Origin of the sequence: Roseicella aerolata (genome assembly GCF_020523605.1) — a bacterium.
Classification (GTDB): Bacteria; Pseudomonadota; Alphaproteobacteria; order Acetobacterales; family Acetobacteraceae; genus Paracraurococcus; species Paracraurococcus aerolatus.
In genome coordinates, this window is record NZ_JAJAQI010000032.1 from 44,685 (window position 1) to 69,148 (window position 24,464).

Annotated in this window: 23 protein-coding genes; 18 read left to right on the forward strand and 5 right to left on the reverse strand. The window is 71.9% G+C overall.

The genetic code is table 11. From position 1 onward, the window contains the following. The first annotated feature begins 2 nt into the window (after positions 1 to 2). Positions 3 to 1,409 carry an NAD(P)(+) transhydrogenase (Re/Si-specific) subunit beta gene (locus LHA35_RS19100; RefSeq protein ID WP_226611033.1) on the forward strand — a complete coding sequence of 469 codons (1,407 nt, stop codon included), beginning with the start codon at positions 3 to 5 and terminating at the stop codon, positions 1,407 to 1,409. A 52-nt stretch (positions 1,410 to 1,461) separates the two neighbouring features. On the opposite strand, the gene LHA35_RS19105 is transcribed toward LHA35_RS19100, so the two are convergent. Then, a complete protein-coding gene (locus LHA35_RS19105; RefSeq protein ID WP_226611051.1) occupies positions 1,462 to 2,148 on the reverse strand; it encodes an isochorismatase family protein in 687 nt (228 codons plus the stop codon). A 284-nt stretch (positions 2,149 to 2,432) separates the two neighbouring features. On the opposite strand from LHA35_RS19105, the gene LHA35_RS19110 reads away from it, so the two are divergent. The 6 genes from LHA35_RS19110 (at position 2,433) to LHA35_RS19135 (ending at position 8,185) form a co-directional block, all read left to right on the forward strand. Next, a complete protein-coding gene (locus LHA35_RS19110; RefSeq protein WP_226611053.1) occupies positions 2,433 to 3,617 on the forward strand; it encodes an ABC transporter substrate-binding protein in 1,185 nt (394 codons plus the stop codon). Between the two features lie 217 nt (positions 3,618 to 3,834). Continuing rightward, positions 3,835 to 4,695, forward strand: a complete 861-nt coding sequence (locus tag LHA35_RS19115) for a branched-chain amino acid ABC transporter permease (protein WP_226611056.1) — start codon at positions 3,835 to 3,837, stop codon at positions 4,693 to 4,695. Further along, on the forward strand, positions 4,692 to 5,624 hold the full coding sequence (locus LHA35_RS19120) for a branched-chain amino acid ABC transporter permease (RefSeq protein ID WP_226611058.1): 933 nt from the start codon (positions 4,692 to 4,694) through the stop codon (positions 5,622 to 5,624). Before LHA35_RS19115 ends, LHA35_RS19120 begins: the two co-directional genes overlap by 4 nt. Beyond that, positions 5,621 to 6,376, forward strand: a complete 756-nt coding sequence (locus LHA35_RS19125) for an ABC transporter ATP-binding protein (protein ID WP_226611060.1) — start codon at positions 5,621 to 5,623, stop codon at positions 6,374 to 6,376. The genes LHA35_RS19120 and LHA35_RS19125 overlap by 4 nt, the downstream gene beginning before the upstream one ends. Next, the gene (locus LHA35_RS19130) at positions 6,369 to 7,082 is read left to right on the forward strand and encodes an ABC transporter ATP-binding protein (protein WP_226611064.1); all 714 of its coding nucleotides are present in this window, start codon (positions 6,369 to 6,371) and stop codon (positions 7,080 to 7,082) included. Before LHA35_RS19125 ends, LHA35_RS19130 begins: the two co-directional genes overlap by 8 nt. Before the next feature lie 11 nt (positions 7,083 to 7,093). Further along, a complete protein-coding gene (locus LHA35_RS19135; RefSeq protein WP_226611067.1) occupies positions 7,094 to 8,185 on the forward strand; it encodes a 5-methyltetrahydropteroyltriglutamate--homocysteine S-methyltransferase in 1,092 nt (363 codons plus the stop codon). Between the two features lie 40 nt (positions 8,186 to 8,225). Here the strand turns inward: LHA35_RS19135 and LHA35_RS19140 are convergent, their stop codons facing one another. Next, complete coding sequence (locus LHA35_RS19140; protein WP_226611069.1) at positions 8,226 to 8,492, reverse strand: hypothetical protein; 267 nt, start codon at positions 8,490 to 8,492, stop codon at positions 8,226 to 8,228. Between the two features lie 362 nt (positions 8,493 to 8,854). On the opposite strand from LHA35_RS19140, the gene LHA35_RS19145 reads away from it, so the two are divergent. From LHA35_RS19145 to LHA35_RS19175, 7 genes are all read left to right on the forward strand, one after another. Next, a complete protein-coding gene (locus LHA35_RS19145; protein ID WP_226611071.1) occupies positions 8,855 to 10,801 on the forward strand; it encodes an elongation factor G in 1,947 nt (648 codons plus the stop codon). A 198-nt stretch (positions 10,802 to 10,999) separates the two neighbouring features. After that, the gene (locus tag LHA35_RS19150) at positions 11,000 to 12,199 is read left to right on the forward strand and encodes a CaiB/BaiF CoA transferase family protein (protein WP_226611073.1); all 1,200 of its coding nucleotides are present in this window, start codon (positions 11,000 to 11,002) and stop codon (positions 12,197 to 12,199) included. A gap of 107 nt (positions 12,200 to 12,306) precedes the next feature. After that, entirely contained in the window at positions 12,307 to 12,558 is a 252-nt protein-coding gene (locus LHA35_RS19155) for a hypothetical protein (protein ID WP_226611076.1), read from the forward strand. A 139-nt stretch (positions 12,559 to 12,697) separates the two neighbouring features. Beyond that, positions 12,698 to 13,546 (forward strand): FAS1-like dehydratase domain-containing protein, encoded by an 849-nt coding sequence (locus tag LHA35_RS19160; protein WP_226611078.1) that lies wholly within the window; start codon positions 12,698 to 12,700, stop codon positions 13,544 to 13,546. Further along, positions 13,543 to 14,799 (forward strand): CaiB/BaiF CoA transferase family protein, encoded by a 1,257-nt coding sequence (locus LHA35_RS19165; RefSeq protein WP_226611080.1) that lies wholly within the window; start codon positions 13,543 to 13,545, stop codon positions 14,797 to 14,799. Before LHA35_RS19160 ends, LHA35_RS19165 begins: the two co-directional genes overlap by 4 nt. Positions 14,800 to 14,884: 85 nt before the next feature. After that, a complete protein-coding gene (tsaA, locus tag LHA35_RS19170) occupies positions 14,885 to 15,349 on the forward strand; it encodes a tRNA (N6-threonylcarbamoyladenosine(37)-N6)-methyltransferase TrmO (RefSeq protein WP_226611082.1) in 465 nt (154 codons plus the stop codon). 47 nt (positions 15,350 to 15,396) lie between these two features. Beyond that, positions 15,397 to 15,726: a hypothetical protein gene (locus tag LHA35_RS19175; protein WP_226611085.1), complete on the forward strand. Its 330-nt coding sequence runs from the start codon at positions 15,397 to 15,399 to the stop codon at positions 15,724 to 15,726. Between the two features lie 31 nt (positions 15,727 to 15,757). On the opposite strand, the gene LHA35_RS19180 is transcribed toward LHA35_RS19175, so the two are convergent. Further along, the gene (locus tag LHA35_RS19180; protein ID WP_226611087.1) at positions 15,758 to 16,903 is read right to left on the reverse strand and encodes an ATP-grasp domain-containing protein; all 1,146 of its coding nucleotides are present in this window, start codon (positions 16,901 to 16,903) and stop codon (positions 15,758 to 15,760) included. On the opposite strand from LHA35_RS19180, the gene LHA35_RS19185 reads away from it, so the two are divergent. The 3 genes from LHA35_RS19185 to LHA35_RS19195 are packed head-to-tail and all read left to right on the forward strand — an operon-like array spanning position 16,902 to position 19,422. Beyond that, positions 16,902 to 17,759, forward strand: coding sequence for a succinate--CoA ligase subunit alpha (locus tag LHA35_RS19185; RefSeq protein WP_226611089.1), 858 nt, complete (start codon positions 16,902 to 16,904; stop codon positions 17,757 to 17,759). The genes LHA35_RS19180 and LHA35_RS19185 overlap by 2 nt on opposite strands. Next, a complete protein-coding gene (locus LHA35_RS19190; RefSeq protein WP_226611092.1) occupies positions 17,756 to 18,730 on the forward strand; it encodes a hydroxymethylglutaryl-CoA lyase in 975 nt (324 codons plus the stop codon). Before LHA35_RS19185 ends, LHA35_RS19190 begins: the two co-directional genes overlap by 4 nt. 38 nt (positions 18,731 to 18,768) lie before the next feature. After that, entirely contained in the window at positions 18,769 to 19,422 is a 654-nt protein-coding gene (locus LHA35_RS19195; protein ID WP_226611094.1) for an enoyl-CoA hydratase/isomerase family protein, read from the forward strand. A 155-nt stretch (positions 19,423 to 19,577) separates the two neighbouring features. Here LHA35_RS19195 and LHA35_RS19200 read toward each other — a convergent pair whose 3' ends face one another. Beyond that, on the reverse strand, positions 19,578 to 21,203 hold the full coding sequence (locus LHA35_RS19200; RefSeq protein ID WP_226611096.1) for a GMC family oxidoreductase: 1,626 nt from the start codon (positions 21,201 to 21,203) through the stop codon (positions 19,578 to 19,580). Positions 21,204 to 21,325: 122 nt separating this feature from the next. On the opposite strand from LHA35_RS19200, the gene LHA35_RS19205 reads away from it, so the two are divergent. Next, positions 21,326 to 22,735, forward strand: a complete 1,410-nt coding sequence (locus tag LHA35_RS19205) for an FAD-binding oxidoreductase (RefSeq protein ID WP_226611098.1) — start codon at positions 21,326 to 21,328, stop codon at positions 22,733 to 22,735. 37 nt (positions 22,736 to 22,772) lie between these two features. On the opposite strand, the gene LHA35_RS19210 is transcribed toward LHA35_RS19205, so the two are convergent. Continuing rightward, positions 22,773 to 24,161, reverse strand: coding sequence for a dipeptidase (locus LHA35_RS19210; RefSeq protein WP_226611100.1), 1,389 nt, complete (start codon positions 24,159 to 24,161; stop codon positions 22,773 to 22,775). Positions 24,162 to 24,464 lie beyond the last annotated feature (303 nt).

The following is a 24,464-nucleotide window of genomic DNA, read 5'->3' on the forward strand; positions in this document are numbered from 1 at the left end:
CCATGGCGACGATCTCCACTCTCGCCTATCTGGTCGCGGCGGTCCTCTTCATCCTGGCGCTGCGCGGGCTGTCCCACCCGACCACCTCCCGCCAGGGCAATCTCTACGGCATGGTCGGCATGGCGATCGCCATCCTGGCGACGCTGTTCCGGCCGGGCATGGACCCCGCTGGCGTCGTGCTGATCCTGGTCGGCCTCGCCCTCGGCGGCGGCGTCGGCGCGGTGGTGGCCAACCGCATCCAGATGACGGCGCTGCCGCAGCTGGTCGCGGCCTTCCACTCCCTGGTCGGCATGGCGGCGGTCTTCGTCGCGGCGGCCGCCTTCTACAGCCCCGAGAGCTTCGGCATCGGCACGCGCGGGAACATCCACGGCTCCTCGCTGGTCGAGATGTCGCTCGGCCTGGCCATCGGCGCCATCACCTTCTCCGGCTCGGTCATCGCCTTCGCCAAGCTGGATGGCCGGATGTCCGGCGCGCCGATCATCTTCAAGGGCCAGCACATGCTGAACGCCGGGCTCGGCGTGCTGCTGCTGGTGCTGGTCATCGCCTTCGTCGCGACCGGCAGCCAGGCGCTGTTCTGGCTGATCGCGCTGCTCTCCTTCGCGCTGGGCTTCCTGCTGATCATCCCGATCGGCGGCGCGGACATGCCCGTGGTCGTCTCCATGCTGAACAGCTATTCGGGCTGGGCGGCGGCGGGCATCGGCTTCACCATCGGCAACCTGCTGCTGATCGTGACGGGCGCGCTGGTCGGTGCCTCGGGCGCCATCCTGTCCTACATCATGTGCAAGGGCATGAACCGCAGCATCATCAACGTGCTGCTGGGCGGCTTCGGCACGGATACCAGCGCGGCGGGCGCGGCGGCCGGCGCGGGCGGCGATCGCGGCCCGGTCAAGTCCGGCAGCCCGGAGGACGCGGCCTTCATCATGAAGAACGCCTCCAAGATCATCGTCGTGCCGGGCTACGGCATGGCGGTGGCGCAGGCGCAGCAGGTGCTGCGGGAGATGGGCGACCTGCTGAAGAAGGAAGGCGCCACGGTGGAATACGCCATCCACCCGGTCGCCGGCCGCATGCCGGGCCATATGAACGTGCTGCTGGCCGAGGCGAATGTCCCCTACGAGGACGTGAAGGAGCTCGAGGAGATCAATCCCGAATTCGCCGAAGCCGATGTCGCCTTCGTCATCGGCGCCAATGACGTGACCAACCCGGCGGCCAAGACGGACAAGACCAGCGCCATCTACGGCATGCCGATCCTGGATGTGGAGCGCGCCAAGACCGTGTTCTTCATCAAGCGCGGCATGGCCAGCGGCTATGCCGGCGTGGACAACGAGCTGTTCTTCCGCCCGAACACGATGATGCTGTTCGGCGACGCGAAGAAGGTGACGCAGGAGATCGTGCAGGCCCTGCAGAAGTAGCCTGACTGGTTTCCGGAAAGGGGGGCGCCGCGGCGACGCGGCGCCCCTTTTTTCATGCCGTCTCGTTCGTTCCCAGCGCCGCCCGCAGCTCCGCCCCGCTGGTCACCCAGCCAAAGAACTGCGCCACGTTGAACTCGGTTGCCGCCTGCGCCCCCGGCCCGGCGGCCATGGTGGCGTCCGCGACCATCACCGGGAAGAATTCCCGGTGGTAGGCGTCGCGGATCGTGCTCTCCACGCAGACATTGGTGGCGACGCCGATGACGAGCAGCGTCCGCACGCGCCGGGCCTGCAGGATCTGCTCGAGGCCCGTGCCCGCGAAGCCGCTGTAGCGCGATTTCGCTACGACGATGTCGCCGGGCTCGGGCGCCAGTTCCGGCAGGATCTCGTGGTCCCAGGTGCCGTGGGTGATCAGCCGGCCAGCATGGGCCTCGTTCGTTCGCATGAATTTCAGGGCATTGGACTTGTGCCAGACCGGGGCGGTCGGCGGCGCCTCCCGCTGGTCCGGTGAGAAGCCGTTCTGCAGGTAGATCACCGGGATGCCGGCGGCGCGGCAGGCGGCGATGACGCGCGCGCATTCCTCGATCACCGGCGGCGCGCCGGAGATGTCGAAGCCGCAGAGGTCGATGTAGCCGCCCTTCGAGCAGTAGGCGTGCTGCATGTCGACCACGATCAGCGCCGTCTCCTCCGGCGCCACGCTGATTGGCTCGGGGCGGGCGGCAAGCTGGACGGTGCGGGGCATGGGCGCTCTCCTCGGCAGGTGGCGGATGGCGTGCAGGAGCCATGCCAGGACCGGGCAGAGGCGGCATTGGCCCGGTCGCTTCGCCGCGCCGACGAACAATGCGTTGCTCCTGACGTCCCGGCCTGCGGCCTGCGGAGCGGGTCGGGCGCGCGAAGCCGAGGCCCGCCGGCGTTCAAGCCAGGACATGCGTCAGCAGGTCCTGCGCCGGATATAACCGAGTTGAGGGCTTGCCCTTTGTGCCGGCTCCGGCAAAACAGCCGGCAACCACCTGGGGGGATGGACCCATGCTCGGACGAGTCTCGCGACGCGGCATCCTGGCGACGGGTGCCGCAACCCTGGCTGCGCCGGCCCTGGCGCCGGGGGCGCATGCCCAGGGCTCGGCGGCGCGCATCGGCCTGATCCTGCCGCTGACCGGCCCCTTTGCTTCCACCGGGCGGCAGGTCGAGGCGGCGGTGCGCCTCTACCTCCGGCAGAATGGCGAGAGCTTCGGCGGGCGGCGCGTCGAACTTCTGGTGCGCGACGATACCGGCACGGCACCCGAGGTGACGCGCCGCCTGGCGCAGGAACTGGTGGTGCGTGAAAAGGTGCGGGCGCTGGCCGGCTTCGGCCTGACGCCGCTTGCCTTCGCCGCCGCGCCGGTCGCGACCGAAGCCAAGGTGCCGATGGTGGTCATGGCAGCGGCCACCAGCGCCATCGTCCAGCGCAGCCCCTATATCCTCCGCACCAGCTTCACCCTGCCGCAGGTGACGGCGCCCATCGCCGAATGGGCGCTGAAGGACGGCATCCGCAACGCGGCAACGCTGGTGACCGATTTCGCCCCCGGCCTGGATGCGGAGCGGGTGTTCAAGGAGCGCTTCACGGCCGGCGGCGGGCAGATCCCGCTGGAACTGCGCACGCCGCTGCGCAACCCGGACTACGCGCCCTTCCTGCAGCGCGTGCGGGACGCGAAGCCGCAGGCGCTGTTCATCTTCGTCCCTTCGGGCGAGGGCGCGGCGGTCATGAAGCAATTCGCCGAGCGCGGCCTGCCGGAGGCGGGGGTGCGCCTGATCGGCACCGGCGATGTGGTGGATGACGATATCCTGAACGACATGGGCCGGCCGGCGCTCGGCGCCGTCACCAGCCACCATTATTCCGCGGCGCATGACAGCGCGGAGAACAAGGCCTATGTCGCCGCCTTCACCGCGGCCCATCCGAACATGCGGCCGAACTTCATGTCGGTCGGCGGCTGGGACGGCATGCACCTGATCGCCGAGGGACTGAAGGCGACGAACGGTGCGGGAGAGGGCGAGGCGCTGCTCAACGCCATGAAGGGCAGGTCCTGGACCAGCCCGCGCGGCCCGGTCACCATCGACGCCAATACCCGCGACATCGTGCAGGATGTCTATATCCGCCGGGTCGAGGAACGGGGCGGCCAGTTCTGGAACATCGAGTTCGACCGGCTGCCGCAAGTGCGCGACCCGGGGACGTGAGCGGTCGCGTGGTCCGGACGCCGCCAGGGGGCTCTGCCCCCTGGACCCCCGCCGGGGACCGCACCGGTCCCCGGACCCCGGTGTGGGTTTATCGCCGGAGGAGGGACCCCCAGCAGGGGTCCCTCCTCCGGCGATTACTCATGGGTTCCAAGGGCCTTGTGGCCCTTGGCAGGGGGGTGCAGGGGGGACAGCGTCCCCCCTGCGGCGAGCCCTCGTCATGCTGACCGTCCTCGTCGACGGCATCGCCTCCGGCATGCTGCTCTTCGTGCTGGCGGTCGGCTTGTCCGTGACGCTCGGGCTGATGAATTTCGTCAACCTCGCGCATGGCGCCTTCGGCATGGCCGGCGGCTATGTCTGCGTGGTGCTGCTGAACCGCCATGGCCTGCCCTTTCCGCTCTGCCTGCTGGCGGCGGCGGTCTTCGCCGCGGTGCTCGGGCTGGTGCTGGAGAGGCTGCTGTATCGCCGGCTCTATGGCCGGGACCATCTGGACCAGGTGCTGTTCTCCATCGGCCTCGTCTTCATCGCCGGCGCGGCGGTGGACTGGCTCATGGGCGCGCGGCAGCAATTGATCACGCTGCCGGCCTGGCTCAGCGGGCGGGTCGAGCTCGGCTTCGTCGGGATCGGCGTCTACCGGCTGTTCCTGATCGCGCTGTGCGGCATCATCGTGCTGGCGCTGCATCTCGGCCTGGTGCGCACGCGCTTCGGCAGCCGGCTGCGGGCGGCGGTGGATGATGCGGTGGTGGCGCGCGGCCTCGGCATTCCGGTGGAGCGGCTGTTTGCCGTGACCTTCGCCCTGGGCTCGGGCCTTGCCGGCCTCGGCGGCGCGCTGGGGGTGGAGGTGCTCGGCCTCGATCCGACCTTTCCGCTGAAATACATGGTCTATTTCCTCATCGTCGTGGCGGTGGGGGGGGCGAATACCGTCCTCGGGCCCTTCCTCGCCGCGCTCCTGCTCGGCGTGGTGGATGTGGCGGGCAAGTACTACGTGCCGCAGCTTGGGGCCTTCGCCATCTACACCGCCATGGTCGTGCTGCTGATCCTGCGGCCACAGGGGCTGCTGGCGAAGGCGGCGGCGCGATGAGGCTGGCCCTGGAAGCCGGCTTCTGGCTGCTGGCGCTGGCCAGCTACTGGCTGCTGCCGGACCAGCTCCCGTTGCTGAGCCAGATCGCGATCGGCGCGCTCTTCGTCCTCTCGCTCGACCTGCTGGTGGGCTATGCGGGCGTGCTGACCCTCGGGCATGCCGCCTTCTTCGGCCTCGGCGCCTATGCGGCGGGCATCCTGGCGCAGCAGGGCTGGGGGGAGCCATTGTCCGGCCTGCTGCTGGCGGCGGTGCTCTCCGCGCTGCTCGGGCTCCTCACGGCGCCCCTGGTGCTGCGGGGCGGCGACCTGCCGGCGCTGATGGTCACTCTGGGGCTCAGCCTGATGCTGGGGGAGGCGGCGAACAAGCTGCCGGGCCTTACCGGCGGGGCGGATGGTCTGCTCGGCGTCGAGATCTGGCCCATCTTCGGCCTGTTCCGCTTCGACCTCTATGGCCACACCGCCTTCTTCTACAGCCTGGCCGTGCTGTTCCTCCTCTTCCTGCTGGCGCGCCTCATCACCGCCGCGCCCTTCGGCCTCGCGCTGCGCGGCATCCGCGGCAATGCGCGGCGCATGCCGGCGCTGGGGACGCCGGTGCGGGCGCGGCTGGTCGCGGTCTATGCCCTGGCTGCCGCCTATGCCGGCGTGGCCGGCGCGCTGCTGGCGCAGACCACGCAATTCGTCTCGCTCGACGTGCTGTCCTTCCAGCGCTCGGCGGAGGGGCTGCTGATGCTGGTCCTGGGCGGGCTCGGCGCGCTCTACGGCGCCATGATCGGCGCCGCGGCCTTCACCTTCGCGCACCATGTGCTGAGCGAGATGAGCCCGCTCTTCTGGCAGTTCTGGATCGGCTTGGCGCTGGTGGCTCTCGCGCTCGCCGGCCGTGGCGGGCTGCTGGGACTCGGCGCCGCGGCGCTGCGGCGGTGGCGCGCATGATGGCGGCGCTCGCGACCGAGGGGCTGACCCGTGATTTCGGCGGCTTCCGCGCCGTGGCGGATGTCACGCTCGCGCTGGCGCAGGGCGCGCGCCATGCCGTCATCGGCCCGAACGGCGCCGGCAAGACCACGCTCGTCAACCTGCTGACCGGGGCGCTGCGCCCCTCCGCCGGGCGGGTGCGGCTGGGTGGCGAAGACGTCACCGCCCTGCCGCAACATGCCCGGGTCAAGCGCAGCCTGGTCCGCACCTTCCAGATCAACCAGCTCTTCCCGGATTTGAGTCCGGAGGAGGCGGTGACGCTGGCGCTGCTGGAGCGCGAGGGCCTGACCACCCGCTGGTGGCGCCCCGTTGCCGCCCATGGCGCCGTGCTGGCCGAGGCCCGCGCGCTGCTCGACAGCCTGCGCTTCACGCCGGCGGAGATGCGCGCCGGGACCCGCAGCCTCGCCTATGGCCGCCAGCGCCTGCTCGAGATCGCGCTGGCCCTCGCCTTGAAGCCCCGGGTCCTGCTGCTGGACGAGCCCGCCGCCGGGGTCCCGCCGGGCGAGAGCCGCGCGGTGCTGGAAGCGGTCGCCGCCCTGCCGCGCGACGTCACCGTCCTGCTGATCGAGCACGACATGGACCTGGTCTTCCGCTTCGCCGAGCGCATCACGGTCCTGGCCCAGGGCGCCGTGCTGGCCGAGGGGGCGCCGGAGGCGATCGCCCGTGATGCGCGGGTGCGGGAGGTCTATCTCGGCGAGGCCACCCATGGCTGAGCCGCTGCTCGCCCTCGAAGGCGTCACCGCCGGCCATGGCGAGGCGGTGGTGCTGCACGACATCTCCCTCACCGTCGCGCCCGGCGAGGCGGTGGCGCTGCTCGGCCGCAACGGCACCGGCAAGACCACGCTGATCACCACCGTCATGGGCGCCGGGCCGCGGCTGCGTGCCGGCTCCCTCCGCTTCGCCGGCCGGGACATCGCCCGCCTGCCGAGCGAGCGGCGCGCCGCCCTCGGCCTCGGCTGGGTGCCGCAGGAGCGGAACATCTTCCGCTCCCTGACCGTCGAGGAGAACCTGACCGCCGTCGCCCGGCCCGGCCCTTGGACGCTCAAGCGCGTGATGGGCCTCTTCCCACGCCTTGAGGAGCGCCGCCGCAACCTCGGCAGCGCCCTTTCGGGTGGGGAGCAGCAGATGCTGGCCATGGGCCGCGCCCTGATGCTGAACCCGCGCCTCGTCCTGCTGGATGAGCCGCTGGAGGGCCTCGCGCCGGTGATCGTGCAGGGGCTGCTGGCCGCCATCCGGAGCATGGTCCGGGAGGAAGGGCTTGCGGCCGTGATCGTGGAGCAGCATGCAAGGCTCGTGCTGCCCATCACCGACCGCGCCGTCATCCTGGAACGCGGCCGGATCATCCATGCGGGCGGGAGCGAGGCGCTGCTCGCCGCGCCGGAGGTGGCGGAGCGCCATCTCGGCTTGAGTCATTCGTGAGGAGAGACGTCGTGCCCAATGGCAAGCCCCCCTTCCGCGCCGATCATGTCGGCAGCCTGCTGCGCCCGGTCCCGCTGCGGGAGGCGCGGGCCGCCAAGGCGCCGGACCTGCGCGCGATCGAGGACGCGGCGATCAGGGCCGCCATCGAGGAGCAGAAGGCCGTCGGCCTGAAGGCGGTGACGGATGGCGAGTACCGCCGCGCCTTCTGGCATTTCGACTTCCTGGCGAAGCTGGGCGGCGTCGAGATGTACGAGGCCGACCGGGGCATCCAGTTCAAGGGCGGCCAGACCAAGGCCTATGGCCTGAAGGTGACGGGGCCCATCCGCTATAAGGGGCACCCCTTCGTCGAGGATCTCCGCTTCGTTGCCGCCAATGCCGGCGGGGCGGTGCCGAAGCAGACCATCCCATCGCCCTCCGTGCTGCATTTCCGCGGCGGGCGCCGTGCCGTGGACACCCACACCTATCCGGAGATGGCGGGCTTCTTCGCCGATCTCGGCGCCGCCTATGCCGCGGCGGTGCAGGATTTCGCGCAGGCCGGCTGCCGCTACCTGCAGCTCGATGAAGTGAACATCGCCTATCTCTGCGACCCGGAGCAGCTCGCGCAGCTGAAGAACCGCGGCGAGCAGGTGGAGGGGCTGCTCGAGACCTATGCGCAGCTCATCAATACCGCGATCGCGGGAAGGCCGGGCGACATGGTCGTGTCCATGCATCTCTGCCGCGGCAATTTCCGTTCCATGCACATCGCCTCGGGCGGCTACGACCCGGTGGCGGAGGTGCTGTTCAACGGCATCAATGTCGATGCCTACTTCATGGAGTATGATACGGAACGCGCCGGCAGCTTTGCCCCGCTGCGCTTCCTGCCGAAGGGCAAGACAGTCGTGCTCGGCCTAGTCACCTCCAAGACCGGTGAGCTCGAGAGCAAGGACGACCTCAAGCGCCGGATCGAGGAGGCGGCGAAATACGCCCCGCTCGATCAGCTCGCCATCAGCCCGCAATGCGGCTTCGCCTCGACCGAGGAAGGCAACCTGCTGACGGTCGAGCAGCAATGGGCGAAGCTGCGCCTTTGCGTCGAGGTGGCGCGCGAGGTCTGGGGCGAGGTCTGAGCGGGGCCTTCCTGGCCGGGCGACAGCCCGGCCGGGGTGCTCAGCGCTCGCGCGCCGGAGGCAGGCAGGGAAGCTCCGGCCCGCCATGCCGGCGGAGCTCGGCCAGGCCGATGGCCAGGATGACCGCGCCGGTCAGCCCGGCCAGGAACAGCGCCGGGCCGGGCAGGAAGGCCAGGGCCGCGATCAGGATGAGGCCGGCCAGCATGGGCAGGATGGCCTGGGGCAGGGTCGCGTCGGCCTGTAGACCAGGGACGTGCAGGTTGATCTTCACGATGCACCTCGCTGCGACGATGTTGCGGTGCAACATGGTGGTGCGGCGCAGCAAAACGCCAGCGAAAAATTTCCGGCCACGGCTTAAACCGGCCGATATCGAGCCCGAAACTCGATCACTTTTGAGTTACTCATTGCTGCCTGCCCGGGACTGCCGTCTCCGGCAGGGCCCGGTTCCCGCTCCTTGGCATGGAGCGTGGGGCATTGGTCCGCCTGCGACAGGGCTGTGGCGCCGGGCCGGCGGACCTCGCTAGGCTTCCCCCACGCGCGGTGCCCGGGTCCGTCCCGGCGGCGCCTGGACGCCCGCGGCAACCAAGGGTCCTGGATGACCCGGGCTGGCCGGCGGCGCCCGGCCTAGGCGCCGCGACGGCCTGCCCCTGCAGGGGAGGGCAGCGTTCCATGCCAGATGCCAGCGGCAGACCAGCCGGCGGGGCCAGGCCCCGTTCCGTCGCCCTCATCGGCCCCCAGGGCAGCGGCAAATCGACGCTGTTCGATGCGCTGATCGCCGCTGCCGGCGGCCCGGCCCGCCGCGGCGGGCCACGCGGCATGGGGACCGAGCTCCGCCTCGGCCATGCCAGCTATCTCGGCGATCCCTGGTCGCTGCTCGACTGTCCCGGCTCGGTCGAATTCGCCCATGACGCCGCCTGCGCCGTCACGGTCGCCGACCTGGCCGTGGTGGTGACCGAACCCGCGCCCGGCCGCGCCGCCGCGCTCGGCCCCATCTTCCGGATGCTGGACGAGGCCGGGCTGCCCGCCGTCGTCTTCATCAACAAGATCGACCAGCTCGATGGCCGCGTCCGTGACACGCTGGCCGCCCTGCAGGCCCAGACCCGCCGCAAGCTCGTACTCCGCCAGGTTCCGATCCGGGAGGGCGAGCAGGTCACCGGCTATGTCGATGTCGTCAGCGAGCGGGCCTATCGCTACCGCCGCGGCGCCCCTTCCGAGCAGATCGAGCTGCCCGCCGCCATGCGCGAGCGCGAGGCCGAGGCCCGGGCCGAGCTGCTGGAGGCGCTGGCCGACCATGACGACGGGCTGCTGGAGAAGGTGCTGGAGGATGTGACGCCGGAACTGGCCGAGATCTACCGCCCGCTTCATACCGGGGAGCTGAATGGCGCCGTCGTCTCCGTCCTGCTCGGCGCGGCGGAGCACAACAATGGCGTCCAACGGCTGTGGAAGGCGCTGCGGCATGACGTGCCGGGGCCCGAGGAGACCGCCGACCGCCGCGGCATCGCGCCGGAGGGACCGCCGCTCGCGCAGGTCTTCCGCACGGTCCATGCCGGCCATGCCGGCCGGCTCTCCTGGGCGCGCATCTGGCGCGGCCCGGTGAAGGATGGCGGCCAGCTCGATGGCCAGCGCGTCGGCGGCCTGCACCGCTTCCCGAATGGCGAGGCGCAGAAGGTGCCGGAGGCCGCCACCGGTGAGATCGTGGCGCTCGGCCGCATGGAGGGGGTGACGACCGGCGCCACGCTCGGCGCCGCCGAGCCTTTGCCCTTCCCCAAGCCGCCGCCCGCCGTGCATGCCCTGGCAGTGGTGCTGGAGGACCGCAAGGACGAGGTCCGCATGTCCGGCGCCCTGCAGCGCCTGGCGGAGGAGGATCCGGCGCTGGCGGTGGTGATGGACCCCGAGAGCAGCCAGACCATCCTGCACGGCCAGGGCGAGCTGCATTTGCGCGCGGCGCTGGAGCGGCTCTCGAACTCGGTCGGCATCAAGCTGCGCACGGTGCGGCCGCAGATTCCCTATCGCGAGACCATCCGCCATGCCGTGACGCAGCATTCGCGCCTCAAGCGCCAGACCGGCGGGCATGGGCAATTCGCCGATGTGAAGATCCAGATCGAGCCCCGCCCGCGCGGCGCCGGCTTCTCCTTCGAGGAGAAAGTGGTGGGCGGCGCCGTGCCCCGCCGTTTCATCCCGGCGGTCGGGGAGGCGGCGGAGGAGGCGACGAAGAAGGGGCCGCTCGGCCATCCCGTGGTGGACATCGCCGTCACGCTGCTCGACGGCACCTTTCATTCGGTTGACAGCAGCGACATGGCCTTCGCCACCGCGACCCGCATGGCGATGCAGGAGGGGCTGGCCAAGGGCGAGCCGGTGCTGCTGGAGCCGATCCATGCGGTGACGGTGACGGTGCCGGCCGAATACACCCCGAACGCCCAGCGCCTGCTGACCGGGCGGCGCGGCCAGATCCTCGGCTATGCCGCGAAGGAAGGCTGGGAGGGGTGGGATGCGGTGGAGGCGCTGGTGCCGGCGGCCGAGCTGCAGGATCTGATCATCGAGCTGCGCAGCCAGACTCAGGGCCTGGGTAGCTACACCCACCGCTTCGACCACCTGGCGGAGGCGCGGCATAAGTGAACTGCCCGCATCGCGGGTCCCGAGGACCGTGCGCCGCGCCGTCCTCGGGGGACCGCGGCGCCCATCCGGGTGCCCAGCCCGCCCTGCGGGGCGGGTTGCAGGCCTGATCAACATGGGTCGGTGAGGGCCGCCCCCCTCGTCGCGGCGCGGCAGGCGTGTATCCTGCCGCGCAACGCCGCTGCTTGGGGAAACGTGCCGATGCCAGGACCACTCGCGGGGATCCGCGTGCTCGACCTCACCACCGTGCTGGTCGGGCCCTATTGCACGCAGATCCTGGCGGAGATGGGCGCCGAGGTGACGAAGGTGGAGGCGCCGGAGGGCGATGTCGTCCGCCTGATCGGCCCGGGCCGCAGCCCCGGCATGGGCTGCATGTTCCTCACCATCAACCGCGGCAAGCGCAGCATCGCGCTCGACCTCAAGAAGCCCGAGGCGCGGGCGGTCCTGCTGCGCCTGGCGCAGTCGGCCGATGTGCTGGTGACCAATATCCGCCCCGCCGCCATGGCGCGGCTCGGCCTCGACTACGAGGCGGTGCGGGCGGCCAATCCGCGCATCGTCTATGCGAGCGTCCTCGGCTATGGCCAGGACGGTCCCTATGGCCCGCGCCCCGCCTATGACGACCTGATGCAGGGGGCCGCGCTGATCGCCGGCCTGAATGCGAAGGTGAATGGCGGGGAGCCGCGCTACGTCCCGCTCGCCATGGCGGACCGCATCACCGGGCTGATGGCGGCAAGCGCCGTCAACGCCGCGCTGGTGCACCAGGCCCGCACGGGGGAAGGGCAGCTCGTCGAGGTCCCGATGTTCGAGACCATGCTGAGCTTCGTGCTCGGCGACCATCTCGGCGGCAAGGTCTTCGACCCGCCGCTTGATGCCGGCGGCTATGGAAGGCTGCTCTCGCCCGACCGGCGGCCATACCGGACGAAGGACGGCTTCGTCTGCACCATGATCTACAACGACCGGCAGTGGCGGGCCTTCTGCGCCGCGGTCGGCTGGCCGGACCTGGTCTCGACCGATCCGCGCTTCGCCAGCCATGCGACGCGCACCGAGCATATCGACGAGGTGCTGGCGATGCTGGCGGAGGAGTTCCGCACGCGCAGCACCGCCGAATGGCTGGACCTGCTGGAGAAGGCGGACCTGCCGGTGACGCCGGTGCACACGCTGGAGACCGTCTTCGAGGATCCGCATCTGCTGGCGACCGGCTTCTTCGAGGCGGAGGAGCACCCGAGCGAGGGCCGCCTCCGGCGCATGGCGGCGCCGGTGACATTCTCGGCGACGCCGGGCGGCGAGCGCGCGCCGGCGCCGCGCCTCGGGGCCGACAGCGCGGCCATCCTGGCCGAGGCCGGCTATGACGACGCCACGATCGCGGCCCTGCTGGAGGCTGGCGCGGTGCGGGCCGGCTGATGGCAGTTCCGCTTCGGCCGCGGGATGGCCGGGAGTTCCGGCGGGAGCGCCTGCCCGAACCCCGGCCATCTCCGGGCGTTGCGGCAGCCTACGCATGGAGGACCGGAATGCGGTGGCGGGGAGGCTGGGTGGCGCTCGCCCTGGTCCTGCCCGGCTGCGTTCCGGCCGAGCGGGAGGCGCCGCGCCCGGCGCCGCGCGAGCATCCCGGCCCGCCCTCGCCAGCCCCCGGCGTGATCCGGCCGCCGCGCGGCATCGATCCCGGCATCCACGCGCCGGTGCCGGTGCCAGACCCGCGCACCACGCCGGTGATCCCGCCCCCCGGCTCCCCCGGGGGCGATCCGCGCATCCGGCCACGATAGGCGGGGCGCCGCGGGGCGGCCTCCACGCGCCGGAGGCCCGCCGGGGCAGCCCCGCGCTGTCCGGCCAGCGCGGGGATAAGCTGGTTTGACAGCCTCCGCCCCGCCGCGAAGACTCGCGCGCAACGGGGAGGGGAGGCCGATGGAGGAGGGCGCGCTGCAGGGCTGGATCGGCCGCGAGGAGGTGACGGAGGACGAGGCAAGCCTCGTGCTGCTCCGGCGCCTCGCCGCGCTGCTGGACCAGGACCCCGCCACGATCCGCCGCGGCGCGCCGATGCCGGAAGGCTGGCATGTGGTGCTCTTCGGCCCGCTGGCGCGGCAATCCCGCCTGGGGCCGGATGGCCATCCCATGAAGGGCGAGTTCCTGCCGCCCGTGCCCCTGCCGCGCCGCATGTTCGCCGGCCGCCGAACCTGGTTCAACGCGCCCATCCCGGTGGGCGCCGAGGTCCGCCGCGTCTCCCGCATCGCCGCCATCACGCCGAAGCAGGGCCGGAGCGGGCGGATGATCTTCGTCACCATCCGCCATGGCATCGAGAGCGGTGGCCGCGAACGCGTGGTGGAGGAGCAGGACCTGGTCTACCGCGAGGCCGCCCGGCCCGGCGCGCCGCCGGCCGAGGCACCGCCGCCGGACCTGCCGCCCGAGGCGCTGCGCGAGAGCTTCACGCCCGATCCCACGCTGCTCTTCCGCTACTCCGCCGTCACCAACAATGGCCACCGCATCCACTACGATGCCGACTACGCCCGCGGCGTGGAGGGCTACCCGGCGCTGGTGGTGAATGGCGGCATCACCACGACGAAGCTGTCGGAACTGGCGAAGCGGCACCTGCCCGGCCCCCTGCGCAGCGTGACCACGCGGGCCGGCAGGCCGCTCTTCATCGGCCGGCCGGTGACGCTCGCCTGCCACCGGGAGGCGCCGGGCCGCATCCGGCTCTGGGCGCTGGACGAGGCCGGGCGGCTCGCCTTCGAAAGCCTGGCGGAGTGCGCGGCATGACGGGCGCATCCGGGCGCGGCGCGGCGGAGGACGCGAAGGCGCCGCGCCGGCCGGCCGGCCCGCTCTCCGGCGTCAGGGTGCTCGACCTCACCGCCGTCGTCGTCGGCCCGTCCTGCACGCTCACCCTCGCCGAGCAGGGTGCGCAGGTCGTCAAGCTGGAATCGCCGGAAGGCGACCTGCTGCGCAGGCTCGGCGGTCCGGCGCCTTCGCCGGACATGTCGCCGAAATTCATCCACTTCAACCGCGGCAAGCGCAGCATCGCCGTGGACCTCAAGACCGCCGAGGGCAAGGCGGTGCTGCTGCGGCTGGCAGAGCAGGCCGATGTGCTGGTCACCAACATGCGCGGCGGCGCGCTGGCCCGCCTCGGCATCACCTGGGAGGCGCTGCGGCCGCGCAACCCGCGCCTCGTCTTCTGTGTCATCGCCGGCTTCGGCAGCCGTGGCCGGCACCACGACAGCCCGGCCTATGACACCATCATCCAGGGCATGTCCGGCTTCGCCGCGGCGCTCGGCCGGGTGCTGGGGGAGCCGCGCTTCGCCCCCTTCGTGCTCTGCGACCACATCACCGGCATCATCGCCAGCCAGGCCATCACCGCCGCGCTCTTCGCGCGGGAGCGGAGCGGGGAGGGCCAGGCGATCGAAGTGCCGATGTATGAGAGCATGGCGCATTTCGTCCTCACCGAGCACATGTTCCGCCGCACCTTCGAGCCGGCGGGGCCGACCGGCGATCCGCGCGTGATGAACCCGGATGCGAAGCCGATCCCGACGAAGGACGGCTACATCGCCGTCTCCGCCAATACCGATGCCCAGGCTTTCGCCTTCTTCGAGGCGATCGGCCGGCCGGAGCTGAAGGAGGACCCGCGCTTCAACAGCGTGGTCGCGCGCTTCCGCCATGTGGAGGCGTATTTCACGCTGCGGGCGCAGGCGCTCCGCACCCGCACGACAGCCGAATGGGCGGCCGAGTTCCGCAGGCGGGAGATTCCCGCCATGCCCTACGCCACCATCGAGGGGCTGCTGGAGGATCCGCATCTCTGGGAAACCGGGCTGCTGCGCCGGGAGGTGCATCCGACCGAGGGGCCGATGACCGGCCTCGGCCGCCCCGTCACCTTCTCCTCCGCCGGGCCGGATGAGTTGCCCCTGGCGCCGCGCCTCTCGGCCGATGCGCGGGAGGTGCTGGCGGAGGCGGGCTATGCCGAGGCCGAGATCGCGGCGCTGCTCGGCACCGCCGTGGTGCCGCCGCCCGCCAAGGCATGACCGGATCTGCCGCAGGTGGCATCATGCCTGTTGCCGGGAGGGCGGGGCGGAACCATCTCCGCGGCGAACGGCCGGGAGCGGATGCGTGGCCCATTTGACGATGACCCCGATCGGCAATCTGGAGACGCCCTGGGCAACGCCCGGCGATTGCCCGCGCAACGGCCGCCAGCCGGACCCGCCGCCGGAATGCCGCGCCGTGGTCGCGCCCGAATACCGGGAGGGGCTGCTGGGCCTGGAAGGCTTCAGCCACCTCATCCTGCTCTACTGGATGGACCGGGCGCCGGCGCCGAAGCTGAGCTTCACCCCGCCCTTCGACGACCGGCCCCGCGGTGTCTTCGCCACGCGCGCGCCCTTCCGGCCGAACCCCGTCGCGCTCTCCGTCGTGCGGTTCCATGGCTTCGCCGCGCCCGGGGTGCTGCGCGTGACCAATCTCGATTGCGCGAACGGCACGCCGCTGCTCGACATCAAGCCCTACCTGCCGACGACGGATGCCGAGCCGGAGGCCAGCATGGGCTGGCTGGCGCCGCACGCGACGGTGCGGGCTGGCTGATGCACCGGCCGGGAACCGCGGCCCGGCCAGGGCGCTGGACGCGCATGATGCTTGTCCGCTTCCTGGCGCTGCATGCCGCGATCGGCTTCGGCATCGCCACCATCTTCGTCACGGCGCTGCTGCTCGCCGATCCGGGCGGAGTCGGCGCGCTGCTGCATCCCGCACGGTCCGGTCTGCTGCCGGTCTGCCTGCTCTGGCTCTTCAGCGGGCTGACCTTCGGTGCCGCGCAATTCGCCATCGCACTCGGGCTGGCTTCCGAGGCCGAGCCGCGTGGCGGCCGGGGCAGCCTCTCGGCCAGCCCCTGGGCGGCCCTGCGCCCCGTCCGGGTGCCCGTCCCGGCGCGCGCCGTCTGGCGCCCCCGCGGTCCTTCGCCGTAAGCGGCATGGCGGTTCGGTCGCGCTGCGGCCGCTATCCCCGCACCGCCGCCGCGACCGCGCGCACGAGATCGTGCGGGTTGTCGTGCAGCGCGGCCACGCCCACCGCGGCGAGATCGGCACGCGCCTGTTCCAGAGGATAGCCGTGCAGCGCCGCATGGCCGGCGGCAATGCCGGCGAGGAAGGGTTTCCCGGGTGGTTTGGCGCGCAGCGCGGCCGCCAGCGCCTCGACGCGGGCCCTGAGCCTGCGGGAGGCGAGAGTGGTAAAGAACATCACCGCCTTCACCTCCGGCCGCTCCGCGATCTCGAAGGCGGCTGCCAGGCGTTCCGGCATGGTCTCGGCCGGACCGCCACGGGCGTTGTCCATGAAGCAGACGGCGGGGCAACCGGCATCGGCCAACAGGTCGAGCATCAGCATGCCGAGGCCCGCGCCGGCGGTGACCATCGCCACCGTGCCGCCCGGCAGCTCGACGAGCTGGAAGCCCTGGTCCCGCGCGCGGCGCTCCAACGGGGTCAGCGCCGCGGCCTCCAGAGCAGCGGAGAGCGCCGGTACGTCATGGCGGAACAGCGCCGCATCGTCGCGAACCGCCTTTACGTCGCAGGCTACGAATTGCCCATCCGACAGCAGGCCGAGCGGGTTGATCTCCAGCAGCTCGAGATCCTCGGCCCGCAGGATGCGGGCGAGGCGCAGCGCCAACCGGGCGAGCCGCGCGGCGAGGTCGGGCCGGAAGCCGGCCCGCAGCGCGGCATGGGCGGCTTCGAGCGCGCCGGGCGCCTCCGGCTCGATGCCGCAGCGCAGCAGGCGTCCCGTGTGCTCGACCTCGATGCCGCCCTCGGGCGCGCAGAGCAGCTCGATGCATTGCGCGGTGCCGTCGATGCGGAGGGCGAGATAGACCTCCCGCGCCATCGGCACCGCGTCCTCGAGCAGCAGGGGCGCGGCGGGATCGCCGAGCGCGGCGCGGATCGCCGCCGCCGCCGCGGGCGCCTCTCCTTCGATGCTGCGGCGCACAAGGCCGCGCTTGCCTCGGCCCCCTTCCAGCACCTGCGCCTTCAGGAGTCCGTGCGCCTCCGCGGATGGCATGCCGTGCAGCAGCATGCCGCGGGGGACCGGCACGCCATGGCGCCGCAGCAGTCTCTTGCCATCATGCTCCGCGAGCCGCACCGTCCCCTCCGTGATCATGGCGCCTTTCCTGTCCAGCTTCCCCCGACGCGTGGTGGTGTTCAACCCGACCGGCCGCTACGCCGCCGCGCAGGTGGCGGCGATGCGGGAGGCCGGGACCAACCTCGTCGCCGGCATCGCGCTCGGCCGCGGCGGCGAGGCGGCGGATGGGCTGCCGCTCCATGATGACGTGCGGGAACTGCCGGAGCCCGCCGATGCCGCGGTGATCTACACGCCGCCCGAGGGCGTGCTGGATGCGGTGCGCGCGGCGGCGGGCATCCCGCTCCTCGTGGTCGCGGCGGAATACGTCCCGGTGCATGACGCATTGCGCGCGGCGCAGGCGGCGCGGGCTGCGGGGTCCTGGATGGTGGGGCCGAACACGCTCGGCCTCTGCATGCCCGGCGAAGGCCTGCTCGGTTCCATCGCGCCATCCTTCTGCTCGCCCGGCCCGGTCGCCGTGCTGTGCCGCAGCGGCACGCTGACCCTGACCATGGCGCGGCTGCTGACCGCCGCCGGCATCGGGCAGCGCCTGGTGGCGCATATCGGTGGCGACACCATCTGCGGCCGCAACCCGCATGAATGGCTGGAGGCGCTCTCGGCCGATCCGCGCGTTGGGGCCGTGCTCTATTGCGGCGAGATCGGCGGCGACAAGGAATACGCGCTGGCCGAGGCCATCCCGCATTGCAGCAAGCCGGTGGTCGCCATGCTGGTCGGGCGCCATGCGCCGCCGGGCCGGCGCATGGGCCATGCCGGCGCGCTGGCCGGGGCCGAGCGGGAGACCGCCGCGGCCAAGCTCGACGCCCTGGCGTCCGGCGGTGCGCGCACGGCGCGCGACCCGGAGGCCGCCATCACCATCCTGAGGGAACTCTGCCGATGAGCGACGCACCGACCGTTGCGGAGATGGAGGAGATCGCATCCGGCGCGGCGCCGCACGGACCGCAGGTGGTGCTGTGCGAGTGCTTCGCGCGCGACGGGCTGCAGCATGAAGAGGCGATCATCCCGGCCGAGGCCAAGATCGCGATGATCGAGCGGATCGCCGATTGCGGCTTCCGCCGGATCGAGATCACCAGCTTCGCGCATCCGCAGCAGGTACCGCAATTCGCCGATGCCGAGACGGTGCTGAAGAGGGTGCGTCGCCGGCCGGGCGTGCTGTTCAAGGCGACCTGCCCGAACCCCCAGGCGGTGCGGCGGGCGCTGGCGGCGCGGGAGGGCGGCTGGGGGCCGGAGGAGATCTCCCTGCTCGTCTCGGCCAGCGAGGGGCATTCGCAGCGCAACCTTCGCCGTTCCCGCGCGGAGCAGTGGGACCAAGTGGCGGAGATGGCGGCGCTGGCAGGCAACGCCTTCACCCTGGTCGGCACCATCAGCGTCGCCTTCGACTGCCCCTTCGAGGGGCCGACGCCGCAGGAGCGGGTGCTGGAGGATGCGCGGCGCTTCGCGGAACTCGGCGTGACGCGGATCGCGATCGGCGACACGATCGGCAGCGCGACGCCGCCGCGGGTGCGCGACCTGATCGGCTGGCTGCACGGTGCGCTGCCGACCGCGACCTTCATCGCGCATTTCCACGACAGCCGCGGAACGGGCATCGCCAACACGCTGGCCGCCATCGAGGCCGGGCTGACCCATGCCGATTGCGCGCTGGGCGGCACGGGCGGGCATCCGGCGCGGATCGCCTATGGTGAGGGCTTCACCGGCAATACCTGCACCGAGGACCTGGCAACCCTGCTGGAGGCGATGGGCCATGCCACCGGCCTGGACCTGGCTGCGCTGCGCGCCGCAGGGCTGGAAGCGGAGCAGGTCCTGGGTCGTCAATTGGGCTCGCGGGTGATACGGGCAAACCCACAGACATAGATTGGGGGTCCGGGGAATGCCTTGCCCCGGAATCTTGGATGCTGCTCGTCGAATCACGCGGTGCCGTCCGGCTCTTGCGCCTGAACCGGCCGGAGAAGCGCAACGCACTGAGCATGGCCCTGTGTTCGGCGCTGGTGGAGGCGCTGCGCGCGGCCGATGCGGATGCCGCGGTCTCCGCCGTGGTGCTGGCGGGCGAGGGGGCCGGTTTCTGCGCCGGCGGTGACCTGGAGGAACGCCGCGCGCTGGCCGCCGACGAACCGGCCTGGCAGGCGCGCGCCGCGCTGGCCGATGCGGTCCTCGCCGCGGCCGGCAGCATCGGCAAGCCGGTGGTCGCGGCGGTGCATGGGCGCGTGGTCGGGATGGGCGCCTCGCTCATGCTCGGCTGCGACATGGTGGTGGCGGCCGAGGATCTGCGCATCACCTGGCCGGAGGCGCGGCACGGCATCTGGCCGACCCTGGTGGCACCGCAATTGCTGCGACATCTCGGCCCCAAGGACGCATTCGAATTGCTGGCGACCGGCCGTTCGGTGGAGGCAGCGGAGGCGCAGGCGCTGCGGCTGGTGAACCGCGTGGTACCGCGCGAGCGCCTGCTGGAGGAGGCCTGCGCCCTGGCCGGGGAGGCGGCGCAATACCCGCCGGCCATGCTGCGGGGCATCAAGGCGCGGATCGATGCGGCGGGGCTTCGGCCGTGAACGGGCCCATGCCCCATGCTGCGGATGCGCCGGGCGTGGCGATGCCGGGCTGAACCGCTCGGCCGTGCGCAACACGGCAGCCCGCCGGCCGTGGGGCGCGCCTGCCGGCCTTGGGGGAGGAAAGGCCTCCCCCGCCAGTCGGGGGAGGCACGGCCTCACGCCGCCAGCTTCACCTTCGCCGCCGCCTTCACCAGGTCGGCGCATTTCTCGCCGATCATAATGCTGGGCGCGTTGGTGTTGCCCGAGACGACGGTCGGCATGATCGAGGCGTCGGCGACCCGCAGCCCCTCGATCCCTCGCACGCGCAGCTCCGGGTCCACCACGCTCTCCGGATCACCGCCCATGCGGCAGGTGCCGCTCGGGTGGTAGATCGTCATGCCGGTGCGGCGGATGAAGCCGAGGATCTCCTCGTCGCTCGCCGCGGCCGCGCCCGGCACCACCTCCTCCTCGATGATGCCGGCGAAGGCCCTGGTCCGCGCCAAGCGGCGGCCGAGCTTGATGCCCTCCACCATGCAGCGCCGGTCGGTCTCGGTGGCGAGGTAGTTGGCGTGGATCAGTGCCTTCTCCACCGGGTCCGGGCTCTTCAGCGTGATGGTGCCGCGGCTCTCCGGGCGGAGCTGGCAGGCGCTGATGGTCATGCCGGGGAAGTCGTGCAGTTCCAGCATGGTCTTCGAGGTGCTGAAGGGCAGGAAATGGTACTGCACGTCGGGCGTCGCGCTGCCCGGCAGGACGCGCGCGAAGAGTCCCGCCGTACCGGCGCTGACCGTCAGCGGGCCGGTCCGGCGCAGGGCGAATTCCGCCCCCATCAGCGCGCGGCCGAGCAGGCTGCCGACACGGGTGTTCAGGCTGCCCGGACCCTTCACGCGGAAGGCCAGCCGCGCCTGGAAGTGGTCCTGCAGGTTGCGCCCGACCTGCTTCAGGTCATGCACCACCGGCACGCCCACCGCCTGCAGGTGCTCGGCCGGGCCGATGCCCGAGAGCAGCAGGAGATGTGGGGAGGCGATGGCGCCGGCCGAGAGGATCACCTCCCGCTCCGCCCTGATGGTCAGCTTCGCGCCATGGCGGGTGAAGGTGACGCCGGCGGCGCGCCGGCCCTCCATCACCAGCCCGTTGCTGTGCGCATCCGTCACCACGATGAGGTTCGGCCGGTTGCGCGCGGGCCTGAGATAGGCCTTGGCCGAGCTGCAGCGCCAGCCATTGCGGGCCGTCACCTGGTAGAAGCCCGCGCCCTCCTGCTCCGCGCCGTTGAAGTCGTCGTTGCGCGGGAAGCCCAGCTCCGCCGCGGCCTCGATGAAGGCCAGCGCGAGCGGATTGCGGTCCCGCAGGTCGGAGACGGCGAGCGGCCCGCCCTTGCCGTGCAGCTCGGAGGCGCCGCGCTCCTGGTCCTCGCTCCGCCGGAAATAGGGGAGCACGTCCTCGAAGGACCAGCCGGTGCAGCCGAGCTGGCGCCAGTGGTCGTAATCCTCCTTCTGGCCACGGACATAGAGCAGGCCGTTGATGGCGGAGGAGCCGCCCAGGGTGCGGCCGCGCGGCCAGGCGATGCGCCGCCCCTCCAGCTCCGGCTCCGGCTCCGTCATCAGGTTCCAGGAGAGGGTGGGGTGGTACATGGTCTTGGCATAGCCGATCGGCACATGCAGCCAGGGGCTGCGATCGCGCGAGCCGGCCTCCAGCAGCACGACCCGGACGGAAGGGTCCTCCGAGAGCCGTGCCGCCACGGCACAGCCGGCCGAGCCGGCCCCCACCACCACGTAATCGGCGCTCAGCGGGACGGAGTCGGTCATCGGCTGGCATCCTTGTGCATTGCAGCATTTCCCCCGTGATTCGGCCGGCAGTGAAGCGCGGCGGCGCCAGAGAGGCCAGGGGGGTTGAAGCGCCGGGGCGCGCGGCGGAGGATGCGGGGGCAATGAGCCCGCTCGACATGCTGGCCGACGTCGTCGGCCCCAGGAACGTCCTCCAGGATGCCAGTGACATCGCCCCCTATGCCGTCGATTGGCGCGGCACCTGGCGCGGCCAGCCGCTGGCCGTCGCGCGCCCCGGCACCACCGCGGAGGTGGCCGAGGTCGTGCAGCGCTGCGGCGCGCTCGGCCTCGCCATCGTCCCGGCCGGCGGCCGCACCGGCCTTTGCGGCGGGGCGGTGGCGCCGGAGAACGGGCCGCCCTCCGTCGTCCTGTCGCTCGAGCGGCTGAACCGCATCCGGCACGTCGATGCGCGGGACTTCTCCATCGTCGCCGAGGCCGGCTGCGTCGTGCAGGCCGTGCAGCAGGCGGCGGCCGAGGCTGGGCGGCTCTTCCCGATCCAGTGGGGCGCCCAGGGCACGGCGCAGATCGGCGGCATGTTGTCCACCAATGCCGGGGGCATCCGGACGCTGCGCTGGGGCAATGCGCGGGAGCTGGTGCTGGGGCTGGAGGTGGTGCTGCCGGACGGCCGCGTGCTGGACGACCTCCGGCGCGTCCGCAAGGACAACAGCGGCTATGCGCTCCGGCACCTCTTCATCGGCGGGGAGGGGACGCTCGGCGTCATCACCGCCGCCGCGCTGCGCCTGGTCCCCGCCCTGAAGCGGGTCGAGAGCGCCTTCGTCGCGGTGCCGAGCCCGGACGCCGCGCTCTCGCTCTTCTCCCGCGTCATGGCGAGTGGGGCGGAGCTGATCGGCTTCGAGCTCTGCGCCCGCTTCTGCATGGAGATGGCGGCGCGGCACGGCGTAGGGCTGCGCATGCCCCTGCCGCTGGAGGCGCCCTGGTACGTGATGGTGGAGATCGCCGCGGCGCATGAGAGCGTGCCGCTTCGCGCGATGCTGGAGGAGGCGCTGGCCGAGGCGCTGGAGGGCGGCGAGGCGCTGGACGCCGTCATCGCCGAGAGCGAGGCGCAGCGCGCCATGATCTGGAAGATCCGGGAGGACTATCCGGACTGCTCGCGCCGCGAGGGGCCGGCGGTCGGCACCGACACGGCCGTGCCCGTCTCGGCCGTGCCGGATTTCGTCAACACGGCGGAGCGGGAGCTGAAGGCCCGCTGGCCGGAAGGGCGCATGGCGGCAATCGGCCATGCGGGGGACGGCAACATCCACCTCTCGCTGCATGCGCCGGAGGGCTGGACGGACCGCGCGGCCTGGGTGGAGCGGGCGGCGGAGATGGAGCCGCTGGTGAACGCCATCGCCGTCTCGCTGGGCGGCAGCTTCTCGGCCGAGCACGGCATCGGCCAGAGCAAGCGGCACGCCATGGCGACGCACAAGAACCCGGTGGCGCTGGAGCTGATGCGGGCGGTGAAGCAGGCGATCGACCCGGAGGGGTGGATGAACCCGGGGAAGATGCTGCCGTGACGGGTGGGGTGGCCGGGCCCGGCCACCCCGCATTGGCCTAACCCGCCATCTCGGCCAGCAGCCGGGCATGGCTGCGGGCGCCCTGGTGCAGGCAGCGCAACTCGAATTTCTCGTTCGGGCTGTGCACCTGGTCGTCGTTCAGGCCGAAGCCGACCAGCAGGCTGTCCAGGCCGAGCAGCCGCTTCAGGCTCTCCACCACCGGGATGGAGCCGCCGCAGCCCATCAGGATGGCGGGCTTGCCGTATTCGGCCGAGAGGGCGCGCCGCGCCGCCTGCACCCAGCGGCTGTCGGCCGGCACCTCGATCCCCGGGGTGGTGCTGAAGACCTGCACTTCCGCCGTGCAGTCGGCCGGCAGCCGGTCCTGCACGAACTGCCGGATGCCCTCCGCCACCTTCTGCGGGTCCTGCCCGGGGACGAGGCGGCAGGAGAGCTTGGCATGCGCCTCCGCCGCGATGACGGTCTTGCTGCCCTCCCCGGTATAGCCGCCCCAGATGCCGTTGATGTCGGCCGTCGGCCGGGCCCAGAGGCGCTCGAGCGCGCTGCGGCCCTTCTCGCCGACCGGGATGGAGAGGCCGATATCGCCGAGATAAGCCTTCTCGTCGAAGCCGAGCGCGTCCCATTCCACGCGCTGGGCATTGGTCAGCTCCTTCACCCCGTCATAGAAGCCGGGGATCCGGATGCGACCGTTCTCGTCATGCAACTCGCCCAGGATTTGCGTCAGCAGGTTGATGACGTTGCGGGCGGAGCCGCCATACATGCCGGAATGCAGGTCGCGGCCCGCCGCGCGGACATCGATCTGGGAATAGACCATGCCGCGCAGGCTGGTGGTGATGGCCGGCGTGTCGATGTCCCACATGCCGGTGTCGCTGATGACGGCGATATCGGCCTTCAGCTCCTCCCGGTTGGCCGCGAGGAAGGCGTCGAGGCTGGGGCTGCCGACCTCCTCCTCGCCCTCGATCAGCACCGTGATCCGGCAGGGCGGGCCGCCGGCAACGGCATGCCAGGCGCGCAGCGCATCGAGCCACATGGCGCACTGGCCCTTGTCGTCCACCGCGCCGCGGGCGACCACGCGCGGGCCGTGCGGCCCCTCGACCACCGCCGGCTCGAAGGGCGGGGAGGTCCAGAGCTCCAGCGGATCGGCCGGCTGCACGTCGTAATGGCCGTAGAAAAGCAGATGCGGGGCGTTGCCGCCGGGGCCGGGATGGTGGCCGACCACCACCGGATGGCCGGCGGTCGGGCGGACGGAGGCGGTGAAGCCCATGCCCTGGAGCTGCTCGCGCACCCAGTCTGCGGCGCGCCCACAATCGCCGGCATGGGCCGGCTGGGCGCTGATGCTGGGGATGCGGAGCCAGTCGATCAGGCGGTCGCGCGCGGCGGGCGCGGTCTCGTCGAGATGGGCCAGGATGGCCGGAAGCGGATGCGTCATGCTGCCAATTCACCACGCCCGGGCGGGGTGGCCAAGCGCCCGGCCGCAGGCCCTGCCGGCCCGGGTCCGGTGCGCCGGCGGGGCGGGGGCAGGGCGCCGCGTTGCGCCGATGCCGCTGGCGTGGGAGGGAGGAGGCAGGAGCGGGAGGACGCGCGCCATGAAGGTCTACCTGACCCATACCCCAGAGCTACGCGGGAAACTGGGTGACGGCCAGCCGATCAGGCGGCGGTCTGTGCTGGCGTCTCCTTGACCTCGACGCCATTGCGGAACCTGACACCCTGGATGACCTTCGGCAACTGGTTC